The sequence below is a fragment of the Idiomarina aquatica genome, from assembly GCF_004362895.1.
In the GTDB taxonomy this organism is placed as follows: Bacteria; Pseudomonadota; Gammaproteobacteria; order Enterobacterales; family Alteromonadaceae; genus Idiomarina.
The window spans coordinates 272535-292452 of the sequence record NZ_SNXI01000002.1; the positions used below are offsets into that span (position 1 = coordinate 272535).

At 46.1% G+C, this 19918-nt stretch carries 19 protein-coding genes; all 19 read left to right on the forward strand.

Annotated features, from left to right (window positions below; genetic code table 11):
* Positions 1 to 1101, forward strand: coding sequence for a flagellar basal body P-ring protein FlgI (locus tag DEU29_RS03190; protein WP_208107603.1), 1101 nt, complete (start codon positions 1 to 3; stop codon positions 1099 to 1101).
* The gene (gene flgJ / locus DEU29_RS03195; RefSeq protein WP_133538795.1) at positions 1082 to 2104 is read left to right on the forward strand and encodes a flagellar assembly peptidoglycan hydrolase FlgJ; all 1023 of its coding nucleotides are present in this window, start codon (positions 1082 to 1084) and stop codon (positions 2102 to 2104) included. Before DEU29_RS03190 ends, flgJ begins: the two co-directional genes overlap by 20 nt.
* A gap of 176 nt (positions 2105 to 2280) precedes the next feature.
* The gene (flgK, locus tag DEU29_RS03200) at positions 2281 to 4293 is read left to right on the forward strand and encodes a flagellar hook-associated protein FlgK (RefSeq protein WP_133538796.1); all 2013 of its coding nucleotides are present in this window, start codon (positions 2281 to 2283) and stop codon (positions 4291 to 4293) included.
* 2 nt (positions 4294 to 4295) lie between these two features.
* The gene (gene flgL / locus DEU29_RS03205) at positions 4296 to 5534 is read left to right on the forward strand and encodes a flagellar hook-associated protein FlgL (RefSeq protein WP_133538797.1); all 1239 of its coding nucleotides are present in this window, start codon (positions 4296 to 4298) and stop codon (positions 5532 to 5534) included.
* 99 nt (positions 5535 to 5633) lie between these two features.
* A complete protein-coding gene (locus tag DEU29_RS03210) occupies positions 5634 to 6458 on the forward strand; it encodes a flagellin domain-containing protein (protein ID WP_133538798.1) in 825 nt (274 codons plus the stop codon).
* An 89-nt stretch (positions 6459 to 6547) separates the two neighbouring features.
* On the forward strand, positions 6548 to 6958 hold the full coding sequence (locus DEU29_RS03215) for a hypothetical protein (RefSeq protein ID WP_133538799.1): 411 nt from the start codon (positions 6548 to 6550) through the stop codon (positions 6956 to 6958).
* A 124-nt stretch (positions 6959 to 7082) separates the two neighbouring features.
* Positions 7083 to 7913 (forward strand): flagellin domain-containing protein, encoded by an 831-nt coding sequence (locus DEU29_RS03220; RefSeq protein ID WP_133538800.1) that lies wholly within the window; start codon positions 7083 to 7085, stop codon positions 7911 to 7913.
* 60 nt (positions 7914 to 7973) lie between these two features.
* Positions 7974 to 8405, forward strand: coding sequence for a flagellar protein FlaG (locus DEU29_RS03225; protein ID WP_133538801.1), 432 nt, complete (start codon positions 7974 to 7976; stop codon positions 8403 to 8405).
* A gap of 39 nt (positions 8406 to 8444) precedes the next feature.
* Positions 8445 to 9908 carry a flagellar filament capping protein FliD gene (gene fliD / locus DEU29_RS03230; RefSeq protein ID WP_133538802.1) on the forward strand — a complete coding sequence of 488 codons (1464 nt, stop codon included), beginning with the start codon at positions 8445 to 8447 and terminating at the stop codon, positions 9906 to 9908.
* A complete protein-coding gene (fliS, locus tag DEU29_RS03235) occupies positions 9908 to 10342 on the forward strand; it encodes a flagellar export chaperone FliS (RefSeq protein WP_133538803.1) in 435 nt (144 codons plus the stop codon). Before fliD ends, fliS begins: the two co-directional genes overlap by 1 nt.
* Entirely contained in the window at positions 10343 to 10642 is a 300-nt protein-coding gene (locus DEU29_RS03240; protein WP_133538804.1) for a hypothetical protein, read from the forward strand.
* A 60-nt stretch (positions 10643 to 10702) separates the two neighbouring features.
* Positions 10703 to 13531: a motility associated factor glycosyltransferase family protein gene (locus DEU29_RS03245; RefSeq protein WP_166635871.1), complete on the forward strand. Its 2829-nt coding sequence runs from the start codon at positions 10703 to 10705 to the stop codon at positions 13529 to 13531.
* Between the two features lie 12 nt (positions 13532 to 13543).
* Positions 13544 to 14542 carry a UDP-N-acetylglucosamine 4,6-dehydratase (inverting) gene (gene pseB / locus DEU29_RS03250; RefSeq protein WP_133538806.1) on the forward strand — a complete coding sequence of 333 codons (999 nt, stop codon included), beginning with the start codon at positions 13544 to 13546 and terminating at the stop codon, positions 14540 to 14542.
* The gene (pseC, locus tag DEU29_RS03255; RefSeq protein ID WP_133538807.1) at positions 14542 to 15702 is read left to right on the forward strand and encodes a UDP-4-amino-4,6-dideoxy-N-acetyl-beta-L-altrosamine transaminase; all 1161 of its coding nucleotides are present in this window, start codon (positions 14542 to 14544) and stop codon (positions 15700 to 15702) included. The genes pseB and pseC overlap by 1 nt, the downstream gene beginning before the upstream one ends.
* Positions 15699 to 16391, forward strand: a complete 693-nt coding sequence (pseF, locus tag DEU29_RS03260; protein ID WP_133538808.1) for a pseudaminic acid cytidylyltransferase — start codon at positions 15699 to 15701, stop codon at positions 16389 to 16391. The genes pseC and pseF overlap by 4 nt, the downstream gene beginning before the upstream one ends.
* Complete coding sequence (gene pseG, locus DEU29_RS03265) at positions 16388 to 17470, forward strand: UDP-2,4-diacetamido-2,4,6-trideoxy-beta-L-altropyranose hydrolase (protein ID WP_133538809.1); 1083 nt, start codon at positions 16388 to 16390, stop codon at positions 17468 to 17470. The genes pseF and pseG overlap by 4 nt, the downstream gene beginning before the upstream one ends.
* A gap of 18 nt (positions 17471 to 17488) precedes the next feature.
* The gene (pseH, locus tag DEU29_RS03270) at positions 17489 to 18037 is read left to right on the forward strand and encodes a UDP-4-amino-4,6-dideoxy-N-acetyl-beta-L-altrosamine N-acetyltransferase (protein ID WP_133538830.1); all 549 of its coding nucleotides are present in this window, start codon (positions 17489 to 17491) and stop codon (positions 18035 to 18037) included.
* Positions 18030 to 18752: a 3-oxoacyl-ACP reductase gene (locus DEU29_RS03275; protein ID WP_133538810.1), complete on the forward strand. Its 723-nt coding sequence runs from the start codon at positions 18030 to 18032 to the stop codon at positions 18750 to 18752. Before pseH ends, DEU29_RS03275 begins: the two co-directional genes overlap by 8 nt.
* Before the next feature lie 10 nt (positions 18753 to 18762).
* The gene (pseI, locus tag DEU29_RS03280) at positions 18763 to 19800 is read left to right on the forward strand and encodes a pseudaminic acid synthase (RefSeq protein ID WP_133538811.1); all 1038 of its coding nucleotides are present in this window, start codon (positions 18763 to 18765) and stop codon (positions 19798 to 19800) included.
* The last annotated feature ends 118 nt before the right edge of the window (positions 19801 to 19918 follow it).

The following is a 19918-nucleotide window of genomic DNA, read 5'->3' on the forward strand; positions in this document are numbered from 1 at the left end:
ATGTTGCGGTTTTTCAAATTCTTATTAATGGCGATCAGCCTGGCATCGCTGGTGATGCCGGTACAGGCATCGCGCATTAAAGACATCGCATCGGTACAGGGCATCCGCGATAACCAACTGGTCGGTTATGGTCTGGTGGTTGGCCTGCCCGGTACCGGCGAACAAACACCGTTTACGGATCAGACCTTTCGTACCATGCTGGGCAATTTCGGTATTAATATTCCAGCCGGTGAACGCCCGAAAATTAACAACGTTGCCGCGGTTGCGGTAACCGCCAATATTCCGGCATTTGCCAAGCCCGGCCAAAAAATTGACGTAACCGTGTCATCAGTCGGTAGCGCCGACAGTTTGACCGGCGGTACCTTAATGCAAACCTTCTTAAAAGGTGCCAACGGTGAAGTCTATGCGGTAGCGCAGGGCAACTTGATTGTGGGTGGCCTGGGCGCCGAAGGTAACGACGGCTCGCGTATTGTAGTTAATACGCCAACGGTCGGTCGCATTCCCGCCGGCGCAACCGTCGAGCGCGAAATTCGCACTTCGTTTAGCAATGGCGATTACTTTACCTTTAATCTGCATCAATCGGACTTTACTACGGCCAAACGTGTTGCTGAAACCATCAATGGTTTAGTCGGCGAGGGCGCAGCGCAGGCCCTAGATGCGACTTCGGTGCGCGTGCGCGCGCCACGTGATTTGGGTCAGCGTGTCAGCTATATGTCGACGCTGGAAAACCTGGAAGTAGAGCAGGCGATGGGCTCAGCAAAAATCATTGTTAATGCCCGTACCGGCACGGTAGTGGTCGGCCAGAACGTCGAACTACGCCCGGCCGCTGTGGCGCACGGCAATATGCAGGTGACCATTGCCGAAAATGTGCAGGTTGATCAACCAAATCCGTTTGGCGACGGCGAAACCGTAGTTACGCCACAAAGCATAATTGATGTGCAGCAAGATGATGCTCGTATGTTCGTATTCCAGCCCGGCACCACCTTAAATGACCTGGTGCGCGCGGTTAACCAAATCGGTGCAGCACCGGGCGACATGATTGCGGTGTTAGAAGCCTTGAAGCAAGCAGGAGCAATTTCCGGTGAGCTCATCGTTATTTGATACTAACGCTTCCCGACTGTTTGAACTTGCGCCAAAGGCGCAAGCTACTTCTGGCTCGCGCTTCGGTGCCGGTGGTGTAGGTCGCGCCTCTGGCGCGACGGGGGCGGTGCTGGATAACCATTCGTTGGATTCGCTGCGTAAAGAGGCGTTTGGTGACAACCAGGAAGCCGCACTGCGTGAGGCTGCCAAGCAGTTTGAAGCGATATTTCTGAATATGGTGCTGGGCAGTATGCGCAAGGCCAACGACGTGTTTGCCGAGGGCAACATGCTGAACAGTCGCTACGGCAATATGTACCGCGATATGTACGATCAGCAGTTGACCTCCGAGCTGTCGTCGCAAGGTTCGCTGGGTTTGGCGGATATGATGGTAAAACAGCTCAGCGGCAAAGCCGATCTTAATCGCAGCGAACGCTACGGCGCCAATTTAGGTGAAGCACGCGTGGCAAGTAACAACAAGGTATCCGACCAGGGCGGTATTGATGCCGGTTTATATTACGGTGCAACCCGTGTGAATACCGCCAAACTAAGCGACGGCGAAGCACGTTTTAATTCACCGCAGGACTTTATTGATGCGGTTAGGCCGCACGCCGAAAAAGTTGCCGCCGAGCACGGCTTAAATGCCGACGTATTAGTTGCACAGGCGGCACTGGAGACCGGCTGGGGTCAGCGTATGATCCCGGGCCGCCACGGCGGCTCCAGTAATAACTTATTTAATATCAAAGCCGACCAGCGTTGGAGCGGTGATAAATCACACGTAGCGACGCTGGAATTTGACGGCGAAGTGGCAAAAAAAGAGCGCGCCGCGTTTCGCAGTTACCAAAATGTGGAACAGAGCTTGCAGGACTATGTCGAGTTTATAAAAGGTCATCCGCGTTATCAGCAGGCACTGCAAGTCGCCGATGACCCTAAACAGTACGCACAGCAATTGCAGCAAGCCGGCTACGCCACCGACCCGCAATACGCGGATAAGATCCAAGCGGTGCTGAATAGAATCGCACTATGACGTGTAGCGTGCGTCCTGACGCACGTATAGCCAAAACTTGCGTCAGGACGCAAGCTACCATTAGTTGGTAGAAACAAAAGCGGCAAAAAATTGCCGCACCCGGCTAAACATTAGCCAACGTTGGTCGATAACAAAAGCAGCCGAACATCGGCCAGCTGTAAACGGAGAGTTGATCCATGAGTTTTGATTTATTAGAGGCAGGTAAACGAGCGGTGCTGGCACACCAGCAAAGCTTGCAAACAACCGGTCGCAATATCAATAACGTCAACAACGACAGTTATGTGCGCGAACGTACCAGCTATGTCACCAACGAGTATGGTGTCATTGAAGGTACGCGTACCGAACGCCTGATCAATTCTTTTATCAACAAACAACTGAATCGCGACATCTCGCGGGTTGAATTCAACACCGCGAAACTAGAGCAAGCTGAACAACTCGATAAATTGTTAGGTAACCGCGATACCAACGTAGCCTCGGCAGTAGAAAGCTTTTTTAACGCGCTGCAAGACGCCAACAGTGATCCCAGTTCAATAACTGCACGACAAATCGTCATTACCGAAGCTGAAGGCTTAGCAACACAGTTTAATAGTTTTGGTGGCTTTTTGAATGACCAAGAAGACATCATTAATCAGCGGCTGCAAACATCGACAGAACAAATTAACACCATTACCGAAAACCTTGCTGAGCTGAACGTACAACTACAGTACGGCAACTCCGAGAATAAACAGTCAGACGTTAACTCGCTGATGAACCAGCGTGATGCCGAGCTACGCAAACTCGCAGAGTTAGTGCAGTTCCAAACCGTTGAACATGATTCAGGTGCGATTTCGGTAAACATGGCCAACGGCACCCCGCTGGTGCTGGAAAACGGTAAATTTAACAGCCTGGTTGCGAGTCAAAAACCGGACACCGGGCGCTTGCAATTATTTGTTGAAAGCCAAACCAAATCGCAAAACGAAACCCGCTACCCAGTCCGTGATGAAGACGTGGGCGGCGCGGTGGGTGGTTACCTGGATTACCGCGACAATGTATTGTTACCCGCTCAGAAGAAACTCGGTCAGTTGGCGGTAAGGGTTACTGATGCACTCAATACCCAAAATCAAAAGGGTATGGATTTGGATAACCAGTTGGGTACAAAAATCTTCGATTTATCTGATACCAAGGTCAGTGGCCTAAGTTTTATTAACAACACCGGCACAGGCGAGATCAGCATGTCGGTGCTTGAAGGTAACAGCGAGCAGTTTGGTTCAGAAAACCTGTTAGTAAAAAAAATCAGTGCAACGGAATACACTGTGCAAGCTGCAGATGTTAACGGTGCAGCGTTACCCGATGCACCGTCATTTACGATCAATGCCAGTGCGGGTGCAGGTGATTACGAAGTACCAGGTTATGGCGTGATGTTGTCGATTGATAATGCTGGCGCCGCAATCGGTGATCAATTTTTAACTAAGCCGGCAGAAGAAGCCGCATTAAATATTCAGACGCAAATGACCCGGCCGCAAGACTTAGCGTTGGCCTCACCTGTGCGACTGGTCGCGACGTCAGATAACGAAGGTGTAGCAGAGTTAGAGCTTTCTGCACTGAATGACCCAGGCGCGTTTTATAACGGTGATGCACTAGACAACGATGCGCCGCAGAGACTCGAGTTTCAAGAAAATGCTGACGGAACCTTTAATATCACGGTGTTAGACGGCGACGGTGACACCTTTGGTACCATTAATAACACTAATGACTTCGAAAATATTATTAGCCGCGCCGCCGGTGGGGGAGACGTTGACTACGATGTAACCCTGGATGGAACCCCAATTGACGGTGACAGCTTCAGCATTCAGTACAATACCGATGGTATTAACGATAACCGCAATGGCCAGTTGCTGACTGATTTGCAGCGAGAAAATACGGTACGTCGTTCAGTTATCGATAGTGAAGATCCAACACTGAGTTTTAACGACAGTTTTGCGCGCATTGTTTCGGAAGTCGGCAGTAAAGTAAGCCAGACACGAATTGCGCAGGAAACAGCTGAAGCGATAAAGTCGCAAACTGAGACCGCCTATGAGTCAGTGTCCGGAGTTAATTTGGAAGAAGAAGCGGCTAACCTAATTCAATTTGAGCAGGCCTATAACGCCAGCGCACGAATCATCACCGTGGCGCAATCAACGTTCGATACCCTGCTGCAGTCAACGAGGTAATTATGCGATTAAGTACTAACCTCTACTACAAACAAACCTTAGACAACCTGCTCCGTACACAGGAGCGGGTTAACGTGGTGCAGGAAAAGCTGACCAAACAAACCAATATTTTGACCCCGGCGGATGACCCGATTGGTAATACGCAGGTGTTGGCACTGAACGAAAAAATTTCGCAGAACGAGCAGTTCGCGCGTAATTCCAACTTTTTAGAAAATTCGCTAAAACGCGAAGAGAGCGTGCTGGGTAATATTAACTTGTCATTGAATCGTGCGCGGCAGTTGGCTGTGCAGGCTGGGAATGGGGTCAACTCAGAACAAGACTACAAAGCGATTGGACAAGAACTGGCTGCAATCGAACAAGAAGTGTTTGATTTAATGAATACCCGGGATGAAGCGGGTAACTTTATTTTTGGCGGTTATCAGAATCGGAATCAGCCGTTTGAGTACGATCCCATATCAAAATCCTATAGTTATCAAAATGACGATGGCCAGCGGACGATTCAGATTTCCCCAACGCTCAAGCTTGCCGCCGGCGACCCCGGTAGCGAAGTTTTTGGACTGGTCAATAAACGAACTAATGTGACCTTGCAAAGTGACACCATTGGTGTTGAAAGCGTTGGTGTTCCCAATCGTAAAGAATTTCTAGAATTATCAGAAGATTTATATGACCCGGCGACACCAGCGAATAACTTTGTTCGTTTGGAATTTACCAGTCCAACTACCTTTAACGTCGTTGATTCAGCGGGCAACCCTGCAGGGGCCCCGCCATTGACGGGACAAACCTTTACCCCAGGTAGCCCGATTGAAGTTGCGGGGTTGGAAATTGAATATACAGGAACGCCGGCTGCAGGTGACAGCGTCGAGGTGGGCTTTGACCAACCGGTGGAGCGTAATGTTGCAACGGTTATTGGTGACCTGGCGAATACGCTGTTAAACTCTGCCGGCAAATCCGAAATCGAAATTCAAAACCAAATCAGTTTTGGTTTAGACGACTTGTCCACCGGTAACGACCAAATTTTATCAGCAAGGTCGGGCGTGGGCGCGCGCATCAATGTGATGGAAAATGCTAATAATAGTAACGCCGATTTCCAGGTGGTTAATAAAGAGACCCGTGCGTCGATAGAAGACATCGATTGGGCAACGGCCATTACCGACCTGACTAAATCAGAGACGATCCTGGAAGCGTCACGGCAAATCTTTAGTCGGGTTAGTGGGTTAAGTTTGTTTGACTATCTGCGGTAAAAAAATCTCAAAAAATATTAAAGGTTACTCGGTAACCGCCGATACAAAAATTAACCAAGATAATGAAACAGTTTTAGCTAACATCGCCTGGAGGCAATCATGGCTTTATATGTAAACACTAACGTCTCTTCTTTGAACGCTCAGCGTCAATTGATGACATCAGGTAACGGCCTGGACACAGCATTTCAACGTTTGTCTTCAGGTTTTCGCATCAATAGTGCAGCGGATGACGCTGCGGGTCTGCAAATTTCAAGCCGTATGACTTCACAAATCCAAGGTCTTGACCAGGCTGTTCGAAATGCTAATGACGGTATTTCTGTAGCGCAGACCGCTGAAGGTGCGCTGCAAGAGGTTACGCAATCGCTTCAAAGAATGCGTCAGTTAGCTGTGCAGTCGCAGAACGGTGTTAATACTGCTGAGGACCGCGATGCGTTGCAAAAAGAAGTATCAGCGCTGAAAACTGAAATCACACGAATTGCAGATAATACGCAGTTTGCTGGAAAGAATCTATTGGATGGCAATTATTCCGAGAACTTCCTTGTCGGTGCTGAAGCGGGTCAGAACATTGGAATTAGCTTGTCAGCTACAGCCTTTAACGCTGCAGCTCTAAGTGTTAATGGCTTAACTGTTTCTACGGTAGGGGGAGCAAGTACTGCGCTTAGCTCGATAGATGCAGCCATCGAAACGGTCAACAGCACACGTGCGGATTTGGGTGCGGTTCAGAATCGTTTTCAGTCAACTATTCGTAACCTGAGTAACGTGTCTGAGAATGTCACCGCGGCGCGCTCTCGAATCAGAGATACCGACTTTGCTGCTGAAACCGCGAACTTGACCAAATTCCAGATTCGCCAGCAGGCAAGTACTACTATATTAGCTCAGGCGAACCAGCGTCCTCAGGCAGCACTTTCACTGCTGGGTGGCTAACCCGTTAGTTGAAAAGTCTCTTAAAAAAGAAGAAGCCACTCTGGACAGAGTGGCTTTTTTGTTTTCAACTATAGAAAAAGGAGATCTCAATGTCGAATACTCAATACAGTGAAATGATGAAAAATTTAAGTCAGGACGCGGTTAATTTTGTAAATTCAGAATTTGGGCAAGAGCTAGATTTCTCGATCGGCAGCATAAAAATGATTGATGAGGTGATAAGTCAGTTAAAGTTAAATTTTATTGAGCAACTTACTGATGATAAAGTGATTTTTACTTTGTCTAATATGCTTGGTGCATACTGTGGAGAAGTCTTTAAGCAACAATTTGGCGGCACTTGGCTAGTTACAGAAGAACAAAAGGGCCAACATCAGTGTTTTATCGAATACCAAGGCAAAACTTTTCCTTTTGCTGGTGTCGTTTACCTTAATCTAACATCGGAAAATAGCAAATCTGTTTCAGATTATTTTTCATTAGCCGCTGAACCATTTTTAGACGTTTAGTAACCTTGTCGATCGTGCACGTAGAAAAAATTGCCGCTTTTTTTAAAAATAAACTAAAGAGCGGCAAAGTCTTGCCGATAATATTTATGAGATACCTTTTTCTCTCACTATCGGAGGATGTGCTATGGCACTTTATGTTAATACAAACGTTTCATCTCTGAACGCTCAACGTCAGTTAATGCAATCGGGCAACGGCCTGGATACAGCGTTTGAACGGTTGTCGTCAGGATTTCGTATCAACAGCGCAGCAGATGATGCTGCAGGCTTGCAAATTTCAAGCCGAATGACGTCTCAAATTCAAGGTCTTGATCAAGCTGTCCGGAACGCAAATGACGGAATCTCTGTTGCTCAGACGGCAGAAGGCGCGCTTCAAGAGGTAACTGATTCATTGCAGCGGATGAGACAACTTGCGGTTCAATCGCAGAACGGTGTGAATTCTCAAGCAGATCGCGATGCACTGCAAAAAGAAGTTGCAGCGCTGACCAGCGAAATTACTCGAATAGCTGAGAACACTCAGTTTGCGGGTAAGAACCTGCTCACCGGTTCCTATGACGAGTCTTTTCTTGTTGGTGCAGAGGCAGGACAGAATATTGGTGTAACTATCTCTGGTGTCGGTGGAAGTGGCTTTACAGCCACAGCGCTAGGCATTGATACTCTATCAATTTCTGGTGTAAGTGGCGCATCAGCAGCGTTGGCAACACTCGATACTGCATTGACAAACGTTAATGATACTCGAGCTGACCTCGGTGCGGTTCAGAATCGTTTTCAGTCGACTATTAGAAACTTGAGCAATATCTCAGAAAATGTAACAGCCGCTCGTTCTCGGATTCAGGATACAGACTTTGCAGCTGAAACGGCAAATCTAACCAAATTCCAGATTCGTCAGCAGGCAAGTACGACTATTCTTGCACAGGCAAATCAACGTCCACAAGCAGCGTTATCGCTACTTGGATAGAAATAGCCGTGTTGTTTGGCTATAATTTAGCCAAACAACACTTTTTCGAGGCAAAATACCATGGGTATTGAATTAAATGCTTTAAGCAATTCGTTTTCAGGCACTGCTGTTGAATCAGGAAAGCGTAACGTCATTGAAGGGTCAAAGGATACTGTGGCGCTTAAACAAAAGCTTGAGTCTTCTGAAAAAGTAAACGGTCTAAATAAGTCAGAGGATGATAAGTCAAGGATAAAATCCACCGATGAGTTACGGGAGTTGGTAGACGAAGTAAATCGCAATGAAAGCATCCGCCAACGTAATTTAGAATTCAGTGTCAATGAAGATATAGGGGCAACCATTGTTAAGGTTATAGATTCTGAAAGCGGTGAGTTGATACGTCAGATACCGTCAGAAGAAATAGTCCGTCTAGCAGAGAAATTAAGCGATCAACGTGACGAAACCGGAAGTGAAGAAAAAAGCTCCGTTGGGTATTTATTTAACAGCACGATCTAAGCAGCGGGTTTAAGTTTGTTGTGGATTTAGGAGGTCAATATGGCAATTTCGTCATTAGGTGTAGGTTCGGGACTTGCATTAGAAGATTTAGTGACTCAGCTAGTTCAAGCGGAACGGCGTCCTAAATTAGAGGCATTACAAAGGCGTGAAAACGACGTCAGTGTCTCGTTATCTGGCTACAGCAAACTTAAATCCGGGTTGTCTAAAGTGCTCGAAAGCTTAGAGAAGCTCTCAGATCCCGATAAGATGAATAGTAAAGCTGCTATTATTAATGGACAATCCTCGACTTCAGTGTCGTCTAACGAAGATGAGGATGGCGAAGCCTCGGAATTAAACCCGTATTTATCGGCAACTGTGAGCCGAAGCGCGGCCGAAGCTAGTTATCAAATTTCTGTTGAATCTTTGGCACAAGGAACTAAAGCTAAATCTGCTGCCTTTTCATCTGCGGATGAGGTAATTTCAACGACAACTGGCACGCTCTCTTTATCGACTGCCAGTGGAGATAATACATTTTCCGTTGATGTAGCCGCAGGTGCTACGCTTCAGGAAATTGCCGATGCAGTCAACTCATCAGAACAAAACTATGGTGTTAGTGCGTCGGTTATCAATACGGGAGGGAGCACCCCTGAGACAAGGTTAGTGTTAAGCTCGAACTTAACGGGTCAAGCTAATGAACTTGTTGTAAGTAACGATAACGCGGAATTGGATTCGATTTCGACTGTTGCCACAGGGGCGTCTGCCGGTTTATCCATAGCAGCAGAGGACCAAGCCCGTGATGCCAAGATGATTGTTGATGGTATCGAGGTCTTTAGCTCGACAAATACTTTTACAAACGCAATAACAGGCGTTGAACTTGTTGCCAAGCAGGCATCCCCCGGTGATAAGCAAACGGTGGAGGTTACGACAGATAAACCAGGTGTGAAAAAGAATATTGAGGAATTTGTCGATGCTTATAACAAATTTGTTGATCAAGCTAATACCTTGACGCAGGTTAATGTTGAGGGGCGTAGTGGCCCTTTAGTTGGCGATTCGATGTTGCGAGGGTTGCGAGCTGGTTTAAGTAATATAGTTGGTGGCGCAGTCGGCTCTGCCCCGGCTGGTACTAACACGCTATATGGTATTGGGTTAAGTTTTGACGATGATGGCAAACTGACTTTTAGCGCTGACGGTGAAGCGCAGCTAGACAAGGCTCTTGATGAAAACTTTGAAGGCGTAAGTGAGTTGTTTGCTAACACAGATGGCATAGGTAGCCGTTTGGAGGGTTATATCGAACAGTACACCCAGCGTGGTGGTTTATTTGAATCAAAAGAAGACGTTTTTGAGTCAAATAAGGAAAATATTACTAAAGAAAGAGAGCGGTTTGAACGATATATGGAGAACTTTGAGAAAAACCTGCGTGAGGAGTATCAAGGACTCGACGCGATGTTAGCTCAAATGAATCAGACAATGACTGCTCTGCAAGGCCAATTAGCGAGCTTGCCGGGGTTCGGAGGTAACAGTTAATGAATAAGAAAGGTTTAAACGCATATAAACAGGTTGGTATACGGGATCAATTAGGAACAGCAGATCCATACCAGATCATACAAATGCTAATGCAGGGAGCCATTGATAGAATGGTCATGGCTCGGAGTGCTATTGAGCGTAAAGATTTGGCCGCTAAATCTGAACATATAAGCAAAGCAACGGCAATCGTTAAGTCACTTAATGATTCACTGCTTCCTGTTGAAGGTGGTGAGGACGTAACGAGCAACTTAGCTAGTCTTTATGATTTTATCGTTGAGCATTTGCTCCAGGCATCGCAGGAAAATTCAGCTCAAAAAATTCACGACTGCCAAAAAATTATGACAACAATCAAGGAAGGTTGGGACTCTATTCCACAAGACGTCAGAAGCTCGACACTTAGCCAACGAGAATCATTGGCTGTGGCAGGAGGTTAATTGGCTAAGGTCTATGAAGCCAAAATTGCAAGGTGTCGTGAAGCTGTGACGTCTGAATTGACTAGTGAAGGCTTTGATCTCGAAGCTGCAGAGAAAGTCATAGCCGCTTATTGTACTAATCTGCAATTTTACAGTGATGAACTGAAGGTTACACAGCCCCCTGAAACCGCCGGTAAATTGATGAAGGAGGAGCTAACGTTTTTATCCCATGCGATATCGAGGTTAAAAACGCTTCAAAATGACCGGCGAGACGCATTATTAGAACTGGCTAAAGGACGAAAAGCAAAAAGTAAGTATTGAATGGCATAGCATTTGCTTGTAGTTTTGATTAAACGTCAAAATTTTGAGATGCTAAAAACTATGCAAACCAACATAGCCTATCAAACGCTAGATGATCAGAGCCAAACTGAAATAGACAAGCGCATTTATGACGCACACAATAGTCGAAAAGAGAGAAACCTAGCGTTTTTTAGCGTTCAATTCCCCGAACTTCACAAACAAATTTTGAATAACCAGTCGACGAAAGCGAATATATTTTTTAATAGGAATGAAGAAGTTAATGTTGTGAACACGGAGACTGGTGAAACTTTATATCCACTCAACTGCAATCAGGCGCAGCTAGAACACGTCAAAAACACATCAATACATAGTTTAAAATACTCTGCCAACCAGTTCGATGAAATTTATTCTGTTCACGGAGTAATTACAGGATTTGATAGTCAGCTAGTTGGACCGCGGGCGCGAGACTCTCTCATAGGTCTTGGTATCGGTTTAGGTGCTGCTTATGAGTACTTAGTCCAACATGAAGGTTACAAGAATTTAGTCGTTTTTGAACCAAGTCTCGACTTATTATTGGCGTCGTTTTACTCTACCGATTGGTATAAGGTTAACCAGCTTCTTAACTCTAGAGGCGGTAACTTAGCATTCCTAATTAATTCAACTGGTTCAGTGTTAGATGATGTAGAGGAAGTTCTAAACGTATTCAAATTGGATGATCTTGATATATACCAACACCTTCACTATCCGAATTATGACGCTTTTAGTTTCCTACTAAGAAAATTAGGTTATGACAATATTGATAACCGACTCTTGCTAGAGACTACAGAAGAATTCGAGAAGATTGAAAATAATGTCCCCCTTTTCAGTCAAACATTGGCTCAACAAGTAGCTGAGAGTGAACCGGAAGCTTGCGCTATAGAGAAGTACGAGTTTAGATTTAAAGAGAATATCGAATGCTTTGAGCAGTATTTTCCTGATATTGCCTTAGCAATGCGTGATTACAGTCCTAAAAATTGGTTTTTTGTACCCAGTAAAAACTTTTCTAAAGCTAATATTTACAACAAAAATCGACAAGCTTTCTGGTATGGATTGGATCCTGGCGCGGATGCCAATGCGAGTTTTTCAACATTCCTATCGAATCCGGTTAAAACATTACCTACTCACTCGATTAATGGTGGTAAATTAAGTGAGTACACGTTTTATCGATATGCTGGAAAAATTCGCGATTTGTTAAATTCGATGACAGTCCGTAAATCTGGTTTACCTGAAAAAACCCCGTCGTTGATACTAATGTCTAGTGCTCTAGGGCATGCTCAAAAGAAAATTGTTGAACAGGTTGATATCGACTATCTATTATATTACGAGCCTAATATCGAGTTTTTCTATTGGTCGCTTTTTACCTTCGATTGGAAGGTTCTTATTAGTAGTTTTGATCTTAATAAAAAGAAATTGAATTTAAGTATTGGTGACGACGGGAGTAATCTGGTTTCAGATATAAAGAGTTCAATGGTGAAGGAGAACGGATTTTATTTACTGAATTCATATCTTTTCCTTGAGCGTCATATTTCGCAACTCAGAAAACCTATTCATATGTTTAGAGAAGAGTTGACGGTTTCTGTTGCTCTTTCTGAGACTTTTCACCATGCGCGATATGCTATTTCTCATTGTTTGAAAAATTTTACGCTTGGTAACACTGTGGTGAATACTGATACGATAAAATCTACTGATATTAGGTCGAACGAGGTATTAATTGTCGGTAATGGTCCCTCGCTCGATCTTTACTGGGATTTAATTAAAGAAAAAAGAAGTCACTTCATTATTGTTTCTTGTGGTACTGCTTTAGGCGCTCTGTGGAAGCAGGGAATAACTCCTGACTTTCATGCTGAAGTTGAACAGAACAGGGTTACTTACGATATTATTTCATCGATAAAGGATAAAAGCTATTTAAAATCAATTTGCCTATTGGCACCCGTTTGGACTCATCCTGATACCGCAGGTTTATTCAAAAAACATTATGGAATTTTTACATCTTTAGGTGGCGGAATGGAGGTGGTAGGTCAGTGTCTAGAGGTTTTAAAGAGGAAGCCACCGATTGCTCTGTCCGGCAATCCGACAGTATCCAATTTTGCGGCTAGTGCTATATTGACTCTAGGCTTTGAGAAGGTAACGTTAGTTGGGGTTGATTTAGGATTTAATGATATTTTAAAGCACCACTCTAAACATTCCTCGTATTATCGAGATGATGGAAGTGAGAAATTCTCATATGAGGACACTGTTGAGGATCGGATCATAGTAAAGGGAAATAAAAGGTCGTTTATTTATACTAAGCTTGAATTTTATTTGGCTATTAAAAACTTAGGTCAGTTAGTTCGAACATTTCCGAAAGCCAGGGTGAATAATTTAAGCGACGGAGCCTTTATAGATGGGACTAATTATATTAACCGTTCTGATTTTGAAAACAGTTTGGCTCGAAATTTTTGTTTTGAAAATACAGGGTTTGATGAGTGCTTTTCCAAAGATTTAACAAGAGATTTGGGTAGAAGGTTAAGTATGCAGATAAAAAAAGAAAAATCAGTACGGCTACCTGATGAGATTAAAGCTATTTTGTTGAAGGTGAGAGAAGACCCGCAGGATGCAATCGAATATCTAAGTAATTTGAAAAGAAATTTATTAGAGCAAGCCTTAAAAGGAAATTTAATTGCTTATAGCTTATTCTCACCTGTTTTGCCTTACCTTGGCTCTGTTTTAATGAAGTTGTCAGATTGTGATTTTACCATAAGTTCTAATGCAAAATTATTCGAAGATACAGTTGACATTTTAATAGAAATGATAGGGTCGTTCGATGAGGAGTATAAGGATGACCCTTATATGCTAGAGTCAACTTCAGTCAACACTGGTTTAACTGTCTAAGTAGGAATTATTATGGAAGTCGGGAAGAATATTCTTATTACTGGGGGGACAGGATCTTTTGGACATAAATTTGTGCCCATGACCCTCGCTAAATATAACCCTAAAAAAATTATCATTCTTTCCCGCGACGAGATGAAGCAGTGGGAAATGGCGAAGTTGTTTGAGGGCGATCCGCGCGTGCGTTTTTTCATCGGCGATGTGCGTGATAAAGACCGTCTATATCGGGCGCTCGATGGCGTCGATTACGTGGTTCATGCAGCGGCAACTAAGATTGTCCCCACTGCGGAATATAATCCGTTTGAGTGTATTAAAACCAACGTAAACGGCGCTATGAATCTAGTCGATGCGTGTATTGATAAGGGCGTTAAAAAAGTGGTGGCACTTTCAACCGATAAAGCCAGTAGCCCAATTAATTTATACGGTGCCACCAAACTCGCCTCTGATAAGCTATTTGTGGCTGGCAATCATTATGCGGGTGCAAAGAAAACGCGTTTCTCTGTTGTTCGTTACGGCAATGTAATGGGCTCACGTGGGTCAGTGATTCCATTTTTTATGTCAATCCGCGATAAGGGCGTTTTGCCTATCACAGACGATCGCATGACACGTTTCATGATTTCTCTTGAGCAGGGCGTAGAGCTCGTCTGGCATGCTTTCGAAGATATGGTCGGCGGTGAAATTTACGTCAAGAAAATCCCGTCCATGAAAGTCACGGATGTGGCTAGTTTAGTTGCCCCAGATGCAGAACAGGAAGTAGTCGGTATTCGCCCAGGCGAGAAACTTCATGAGCAGATGATAGGCTTTGAAGATGCACCCTATACCTACGAATACCCGGAGCATTACAAAATACTGCCGGCTATCAATAATTGGGACAAGGATGCTGACCGTATTAAGGACGGCACAAAAGTGCCTGAAGGTTTTACCTATTCCAGCGATAATAACTCAGAATGGATGACTGACGAAGCACTGCAGCAATGGCTTAACAGTAACTTTGAGAAAATCGGTAAAATCTGATGATACCCTACGGCAAACAAGATATTCGCCAGCATGACATTGATGCGGTGGTTGAAGTACTGCAGTCTGATTTCCTGACGCAAGGGCCGCGCGTACCCGCGTTTGAGCAGGCAGTAGCTAAAAAAGTAAGGGCTGAGTACGCGCTTGCGGTCAACAGTGCTACATCAGCACTACATATAGCCTGTCTCGCGCTCGAGTTGGGGCCAGGTGATGTGTTGTGGACCACGCCCGTGACCTTTGTTGCTTCAGCAAACTGCGGGCTGTATTGCGGTGCTGACGTTGATTTTGTTGACATTGATCCAGCCACTTACAATATCAGCGTCGAGGCGTTGCAAACCAAATTGCAGCAAGCGGCTGCCCGCGATTGTCTTCCCAAAGTGCTGGTTGTTGTGCACTTATGTGGACAACCTTGTGAGATGGCGGCAATCAAAGCGCTCGCTGACCAATACGGTGTCAAAGTGATTGAGGATGCCTCTCACGCTATCGGGGGTAAATACCGGGGTGAATACATTGGTAACGGACAATACAGTGACATTACCGTTTTCAGTTTTCATCCGGTAAAAATCATCACCACAGCGGAAGGCGGAATGGCGTTGACCAACAGCAAAGCGCTTGCGCAAAAAATGGATTTACTGCGCAGTCACGGCATCACCCGGGATACGGAAAAGATGACTCATGCCAGCCATGGCCCCTGGTATTACCAGCAAATCGACCTGGGTTTTAATTACCGGATGACCGAGCTTCAGGCTGCGCTGGGGCTCAGCCAGCTTGAGCGTCTGGATGAGTACGTCGCAAAACGCCATGAGCTGGCAGCAACTTACGATGAGTTGCTAAAGACGTTACCGGTAACGACACCGTTCAAGCACCCGGACAGTTACTCAGGTCTGCATCTTTACGTTATCCGTCTGCAACGAGACAAGATAGAGCGCTCTCACCGAGAATTCTTTGAGGCGTTGCGCGCGCAGGGTATTGGTGTGAATTTGCATTATATTCCGGTGCACACCCAGCCGTATTATCAAAACCTGGGGTTTGTGGCTGAAGACTTCCCCAACGCGATGGCTTATTACCACGAAGCCATCAGCTTGCCGATGCACCCCAACCTGACCGACGACGAGCAGCGTACAGTGGTTGCGGCGCTAAACAAGGCGTTGTCGGTATGACGGTCGCGGTCATCCCGGCCCGGGGCGGCAGTAAACGGATACCCCGCAAGAACATCAAACCCTTTTGCGGCAAACCGATGATTGCCTGGTCCATTGAGGCCGCGCTGGCCAGTGGGTGTTTTGATAAGGTCATCGTCTCAACGGACGACGATGAAATCGCTGCGGTTGCTCAAGCGCACGGTGCCTGGGTGCCGTTCAAGCGTCCTGCACACTTGTCCGATGATTACACCGGTACCACTGATGTGATAAAGCATGCGGCACAATGGCTGGCAGCGGCGGGTTATGAGAGCGATTATCTCTGTTGTCTTTACGCAACGGCGCCTTTTATTCGTGCGGAGGATTTGCGGCGGGGCAAGGCCGTGATGGATGCTTCAACCCCGGATTACGTTTTTTCGGCGACAACGTACGCGTTCCCCATCCAGCGGGCGCTAAAAGTTGATGAGCAGGGGCAGGTCTCAATGTTCCAGCCCGAGCACTTTACCACCCGCTCGCAGGATTTAACGGAAGCCTGGCATGACTCCGGACAATTTTACTGGGGGACGCGAGCTGCCTGGCTTGAAAAACGTCCGATTTTCTCTTCATCGGCCCGGCTCATCGAGCTGCCGAGACATCGTGTTCAGGACATTGACACACCGGAAGACTGGGCGCGTGCCGAATGGCTATTCAAAGCAATGCAGGCGGAAAAATGAAGTTTGTCTTTCGGGTCGACGCGTCTTTTGAAATCGGCTCAGGGCATACCATGCGCTGCCTTACCCTCGCCGATGTACTGAAAGACCGCGGACATGACTGTGAATTTATTGTACGTGAACAGCCGGGTCACCTGATAGCTCTGATTGAGGCCAAAGGTTATTTCGTCCATGCTTTGCCCTTACCTGAGTCAGTCACCGCCACACCGGACGAGCACGCCCACAGCCACTGGCTCCCGGGAGGGCAGCAACAAGACAGCGAGGACACACTGGCGGTATTACAGCCAAATGAGTGTGACTGGCTGGTTGTTGACCATTACGGTGTTGGTGCGCCTTGGGAAACCCTGGTTCGAAAAGTCTGTCGTCATGTGCTGGTCATCGATGACCTGGCTGACCGAGCGCATCAGTGCGATATCTTACTTGACCAGAATATGGGGCGTCGTGCCGACGACTACGACAAGCTGGTTCCACAAGAATGCGTTCGGTTGATTGGGCCACAGTATGCGCTGCTACGTCCTGAGTTCGCAAACTGGCGTGAGAAAAGCCTGAGCCGCCGTCGTCAACGTACGGAGCTACGCCAATTGTTAATCAGCCTAGGTGGAGTTGATAAAGACAATGTCACCGGCGACGTGCTGGATGCACTGGAAGCCTGCGCTCTGTCTGACTCGGTTACGATGACCGTCGTGCTGGGCCAGCAAAACCCCTGGCTTGAGAAGATACAACAGCAAGCTGCATCGTCGCGCTTTAAGGTCACGGTCAAGCAAGGGGTAAGTAATATGGCCGAGCTGATGAGTCAGGCCGATGTGGCCATCGGCGCCGCCGGCAGCACTTCCTGGGAGCGTTGTTGTCTGGGATTGCCGACCATCATGCTGGTGTTGGCGGAGAATCAAAAGGAAGTCGCAAGATATTTGACTGAGCTGGGAGCGGCGATTTCCGTAAAGATTTCAAGCGAAGACAGCGATTGTTTAGCGGTAAAATTGGACAAGCTCCAGGATGAGAATTTTCTTAGAGGATTAGTAGACGTTAGCAGCAGGCTCATCGATGGTAAAGGTGCAGAGCGCGTGTTGGGCAGATTAGAATAGGTTGAGGAGGATCAAGTGATGCCGGAGTTTAATAGCGACAAGCTAAGGCCAATGAAGGTAAACGATTTAAGCATGGTGTTAGAGTGGCGAAACCATGAAGCTGTTCGAAAAAACATGTACACAGATCATGTTATCTCCGAAGAGGAGCATTTCAGCTGGTTCCAAAGAACGTCATCAGACAATAGCATTAAACATTTCATTTTCGAGAGCCACGGAAAGCCTTTAGGGTTTGTTTCATTTAGCCAAATTGATGAAGCCAATAAACGTGCCCATTGGGCTTTTTACTCTGGTGACTTGAGTACGAAAGGACTCGGAAGCAGAATGGAGTTTTTGGCACTTACGTATGCTTTCGATGAATTAGGGTTAAACAAGCTATGTTGTGAGGTACTTGGCTTTAATCAGTCGGTTGTTAAGTTTCATCAAAAGTTCGGGTTTGAAATAGAGGGATGTTTAAAACAGCATCATATTAAAGACGGCGAGGCTCACGACGTCATTCTGCTGGCTTTTTATAAAGATAAGTGGCCGGATGTGAAAAAAGCTCAATTAGAAAAGGTAAAAAATGTCTAACGCAGTATTAGTGACCGGCGCAACGGGTGGGCTGGGTTATGCTTTGTGCGAGGTTTTTCATCGTAAGGGCTATCAGGTTGTAGGAACGACTCAGCAAAAGAATAAAAAAATTAAGCAGGTCGAGAAGTTAGAAAAGCTTGGTATTAGTATTTATGAATTGGATGTTACTGACTTCGATGGTTGCGAACAGTTACTTGAACGCCTATCGGAGCGTGGAATATCAGTTAGCATTCTCATTAATAATGCCGGAGTGACGGACGATAAGTCATTTAAAAAGATGACGCCTGAACAATGGGGAAAAGTGATTAATACCAACCTGACAGGGGTTTTTAATCTTACACGTGTAGTTTTGCCGCAAATGATTGAAAGAGAATATGGACGAATCATCTCAATATCATCCATTAATGGACATAAAGGTCAGTTCGGTCAGGCAAATTACGCAGCGAGTAAGTCAGCGCTTTATGGTTTTACAAAATCGTTGGCATTTGAGGTTGCAAAAAAAGGCATTACAGTCAATACGGTATCTCCGGGGTATCTCCGTACCGACATGACCGATGCAATGAGTCCGGAAATACTGAGTAAAATCATCGACGAAATTCCGGTAGGGCGACTTGGCAGAACTGATGAAGTAGCACGTTTAGTTGAGTTTCTTGCAGATGACCAAAGCTCGTTCATCACGGGCACGGATTTTCGTATCGATGGTGGCCAGCATTAAAGGGGGACGTATGAAGATTGACGGAAAATTAGTCGGGGAAGGCGACCCTTACATAATTGCGGAGCTATCAGCGAATCATAACGGCAATATTGAGACCGCATTAAAGATTATATCTGAAGCAAAAAGGGCGGGAGCGGATGCGGTTAAGCTGCAAACGTATCGCCCGGACACCATCACGTTGGATTGTGATGCTCCTGAATTTAGAATCGAAGGAGGTCTTTGGGACGGTCGAACACTGTATGAGCTTTACGAAGAGGCGCATACGCCCTGGGAGTGGCATAAACCCCTCTTTGAACATGCCCGTAAAGAGGGTATTACCATCTTCAGCTCACCGTTCGATAACACGGCTGTTGATTTGCTGGAAGATTTAAATGCGCCGGCGTACAAAATTGCTTCATTTGAGGCAGTAGACCTGCCGCTTATTGAATATGTTGCCCGCACCGGTAAGCCGATGATTATCTCAACCGGTATGGCGAACGATGAAGAGATACAGGAAGCGATAGACGCAGCGCGTGGCGCAGGCTGTAAAGAGCTAGCAATTTTACATTGTGTAAGCGGCTATCCGGCGCCTGCAGAAGATTATAATCTCAAAACGTTGGTAGATATGACTGAGCGATTCGGCGTGCTGACTGGTCTGTCAGACCACACGCTGGATAACACTACCGCCATCGTCAGTGCTGCGCTCGGCGCAAGCATTATTGAAAAGCACTTTACGCTGGACAGAAACGGCGGCGGCCCGGATGACAGTTTCTCATTAGAGCCCTCAGAACTTGCAGCGTTATGTCGGGATACCAAAACTGCAAAAGCTGCACTGGGTCAAGTAGACTATGGCCAGAAGTCAAGTGAGCAGGGAAACGTAAAATTTAGACGCTCGCTGTATTTTGTGAAAGACATGAAAGCGGGCGACGTGATTACGGAAAGCTGTATTCGAAGTGTGAGGCCGGGGTATGGTTTAGCTCCCAAGCACCTTAAAGAGTTGATAGGCAAAAAGGTATTGGCTGATGTAAAGCCCAACTCTCCGGTAAGGCAAGAATTAATTAAAGATTAGACATAAAAAGCCAGCTTTTAGCCTAATGCCGATCAGTTAAGAAATTTTTAGCGATCGGTTGACCGATCCGGCAGAGCCTTCAAAATCCATAGTCAGACTCTCTGGCTATGGATTTTTT

What these genes read in the sequence shown, in the direction of transcription:
- DEU29_RS03190 (WP_208107603.1), top strand. Translation starts at nt 1, where the DNA reads ATGTTGCGGTTTTTCAAATTCTTATTAATGGCGATCAGCCTGGCATCG.
- flgK (WP_133538796.1), top strand. Translation starts at nt 2,281, where the DNA reads ATGAGTTTTGATTTATTAGAGGCAGGTAAACGAGCGGTGCTGGCACAC.
- flgL (WP_133538797.1), top strand. Translation starts at nt 4,296, where the DNA reads ATGCGATTAAGTACTAACCTCTACTACAAACAAACCTTAGACAACCTG.
- DEU29_RS03210 (WP_133538798.1), top strand. Translation starts at nt 5,634, where the DNA reads ATGGCTTTATATGTAAACACTAACGTCTCTTCTTTGAACGCTCAGCGT.
- DEU29_RS03215 (WP_133538799.1), top strand. Translation starts at nt 6,548, where the DNA reads ATGTCGAATACTCAATACAGTGAAATGATGAAAAATTTAAGTCAGGAC.
- DEU29_RS03220 (WP_133538800.1), top strand. Translation starts at nt 7,083, where the DNA reads ATGGCACTTTATGTTAATACAAACGTTTCATCTCTGAACGCTCAACGT.
- DEU29_RS03225 (WP_133538801.1), top strand. Translation starts at nt 7,974, where the DNA reads ATGGGTATTGAATTAAATGCTTTAAGCAATTCGTTTTCAGGCACTGCT.
- fliD (WP_133538802.1), top strand. Translation starts at nt 8,445, where the DNA reads ATGGCAATTTCGTCATTAGGTGTAGGTTCGGGACTTGCATTAGAAGAT.
- fliS (WP_133538803.1), top strand. Translation starts at nt 9,908, where the DNA reads ATGAATAAGAAAGGTTTAAACGCATATAAACAGGTTGGTATACGGGAT.
- DEU29_RS03245 (WP_166635871.1), top strand. Translation starts at nt 10,703, where the DNA reads ATGCAAACCAACATAGCCTATCAAACGCTAGATGATCAGAGCCAAACT.
- pseB (WP_133538806.1), top strand. Translation starts at nt 13,544, where the DNA reads ATGGAAGTCGGGAAGAATATTCTTATTACTGGGGGGACAGGATCTTTT.
- pseC (WP_133538807.1), top strand. Translation starts at nt 14,542, where the DNA reads ATGATACCCTACGGCAAACAAGATATTCGCCAGCATGACATTGATGCG.
- pseF (WP_133538808.1), top strand. Translation starts at nt 15,699, where the DNA reads ATGACGGTCGCGGTCATCCCGGCCCGGGGCGGCAGTAAACGGATACCC.
- pseG (WP_133538809.1), top strand. Translation starts at nt 16,388, where the DNA reads ATGAAGTTTGTCTTTCGGGTCGACGCGTCTTTTGAAATCGGCTCAGGG.
- pseH (WP_133538830.1), top strand. Translation starts at nt 17,489, where the DNA reads ATGCCGGAGTTTAATAGCGACAAGCTAAGGCCAATGAAGGTAAACGAT.
- DEU29_RS03275 (WP_133538810.1), top strand. Translation starts at nt 18,030, where the DNA reads ATGTCTAACGCAGTATTAGTGACCGGCGCAACGGGTGGGCTGGGTTAT.
- pseI (WP_133538811.1), top strand. Translation starts at nt 18,763, where the DNA reads ATGAAGATTGACGGAAAATTAGTCGGGGAAGGCGACCCTTACATAATT.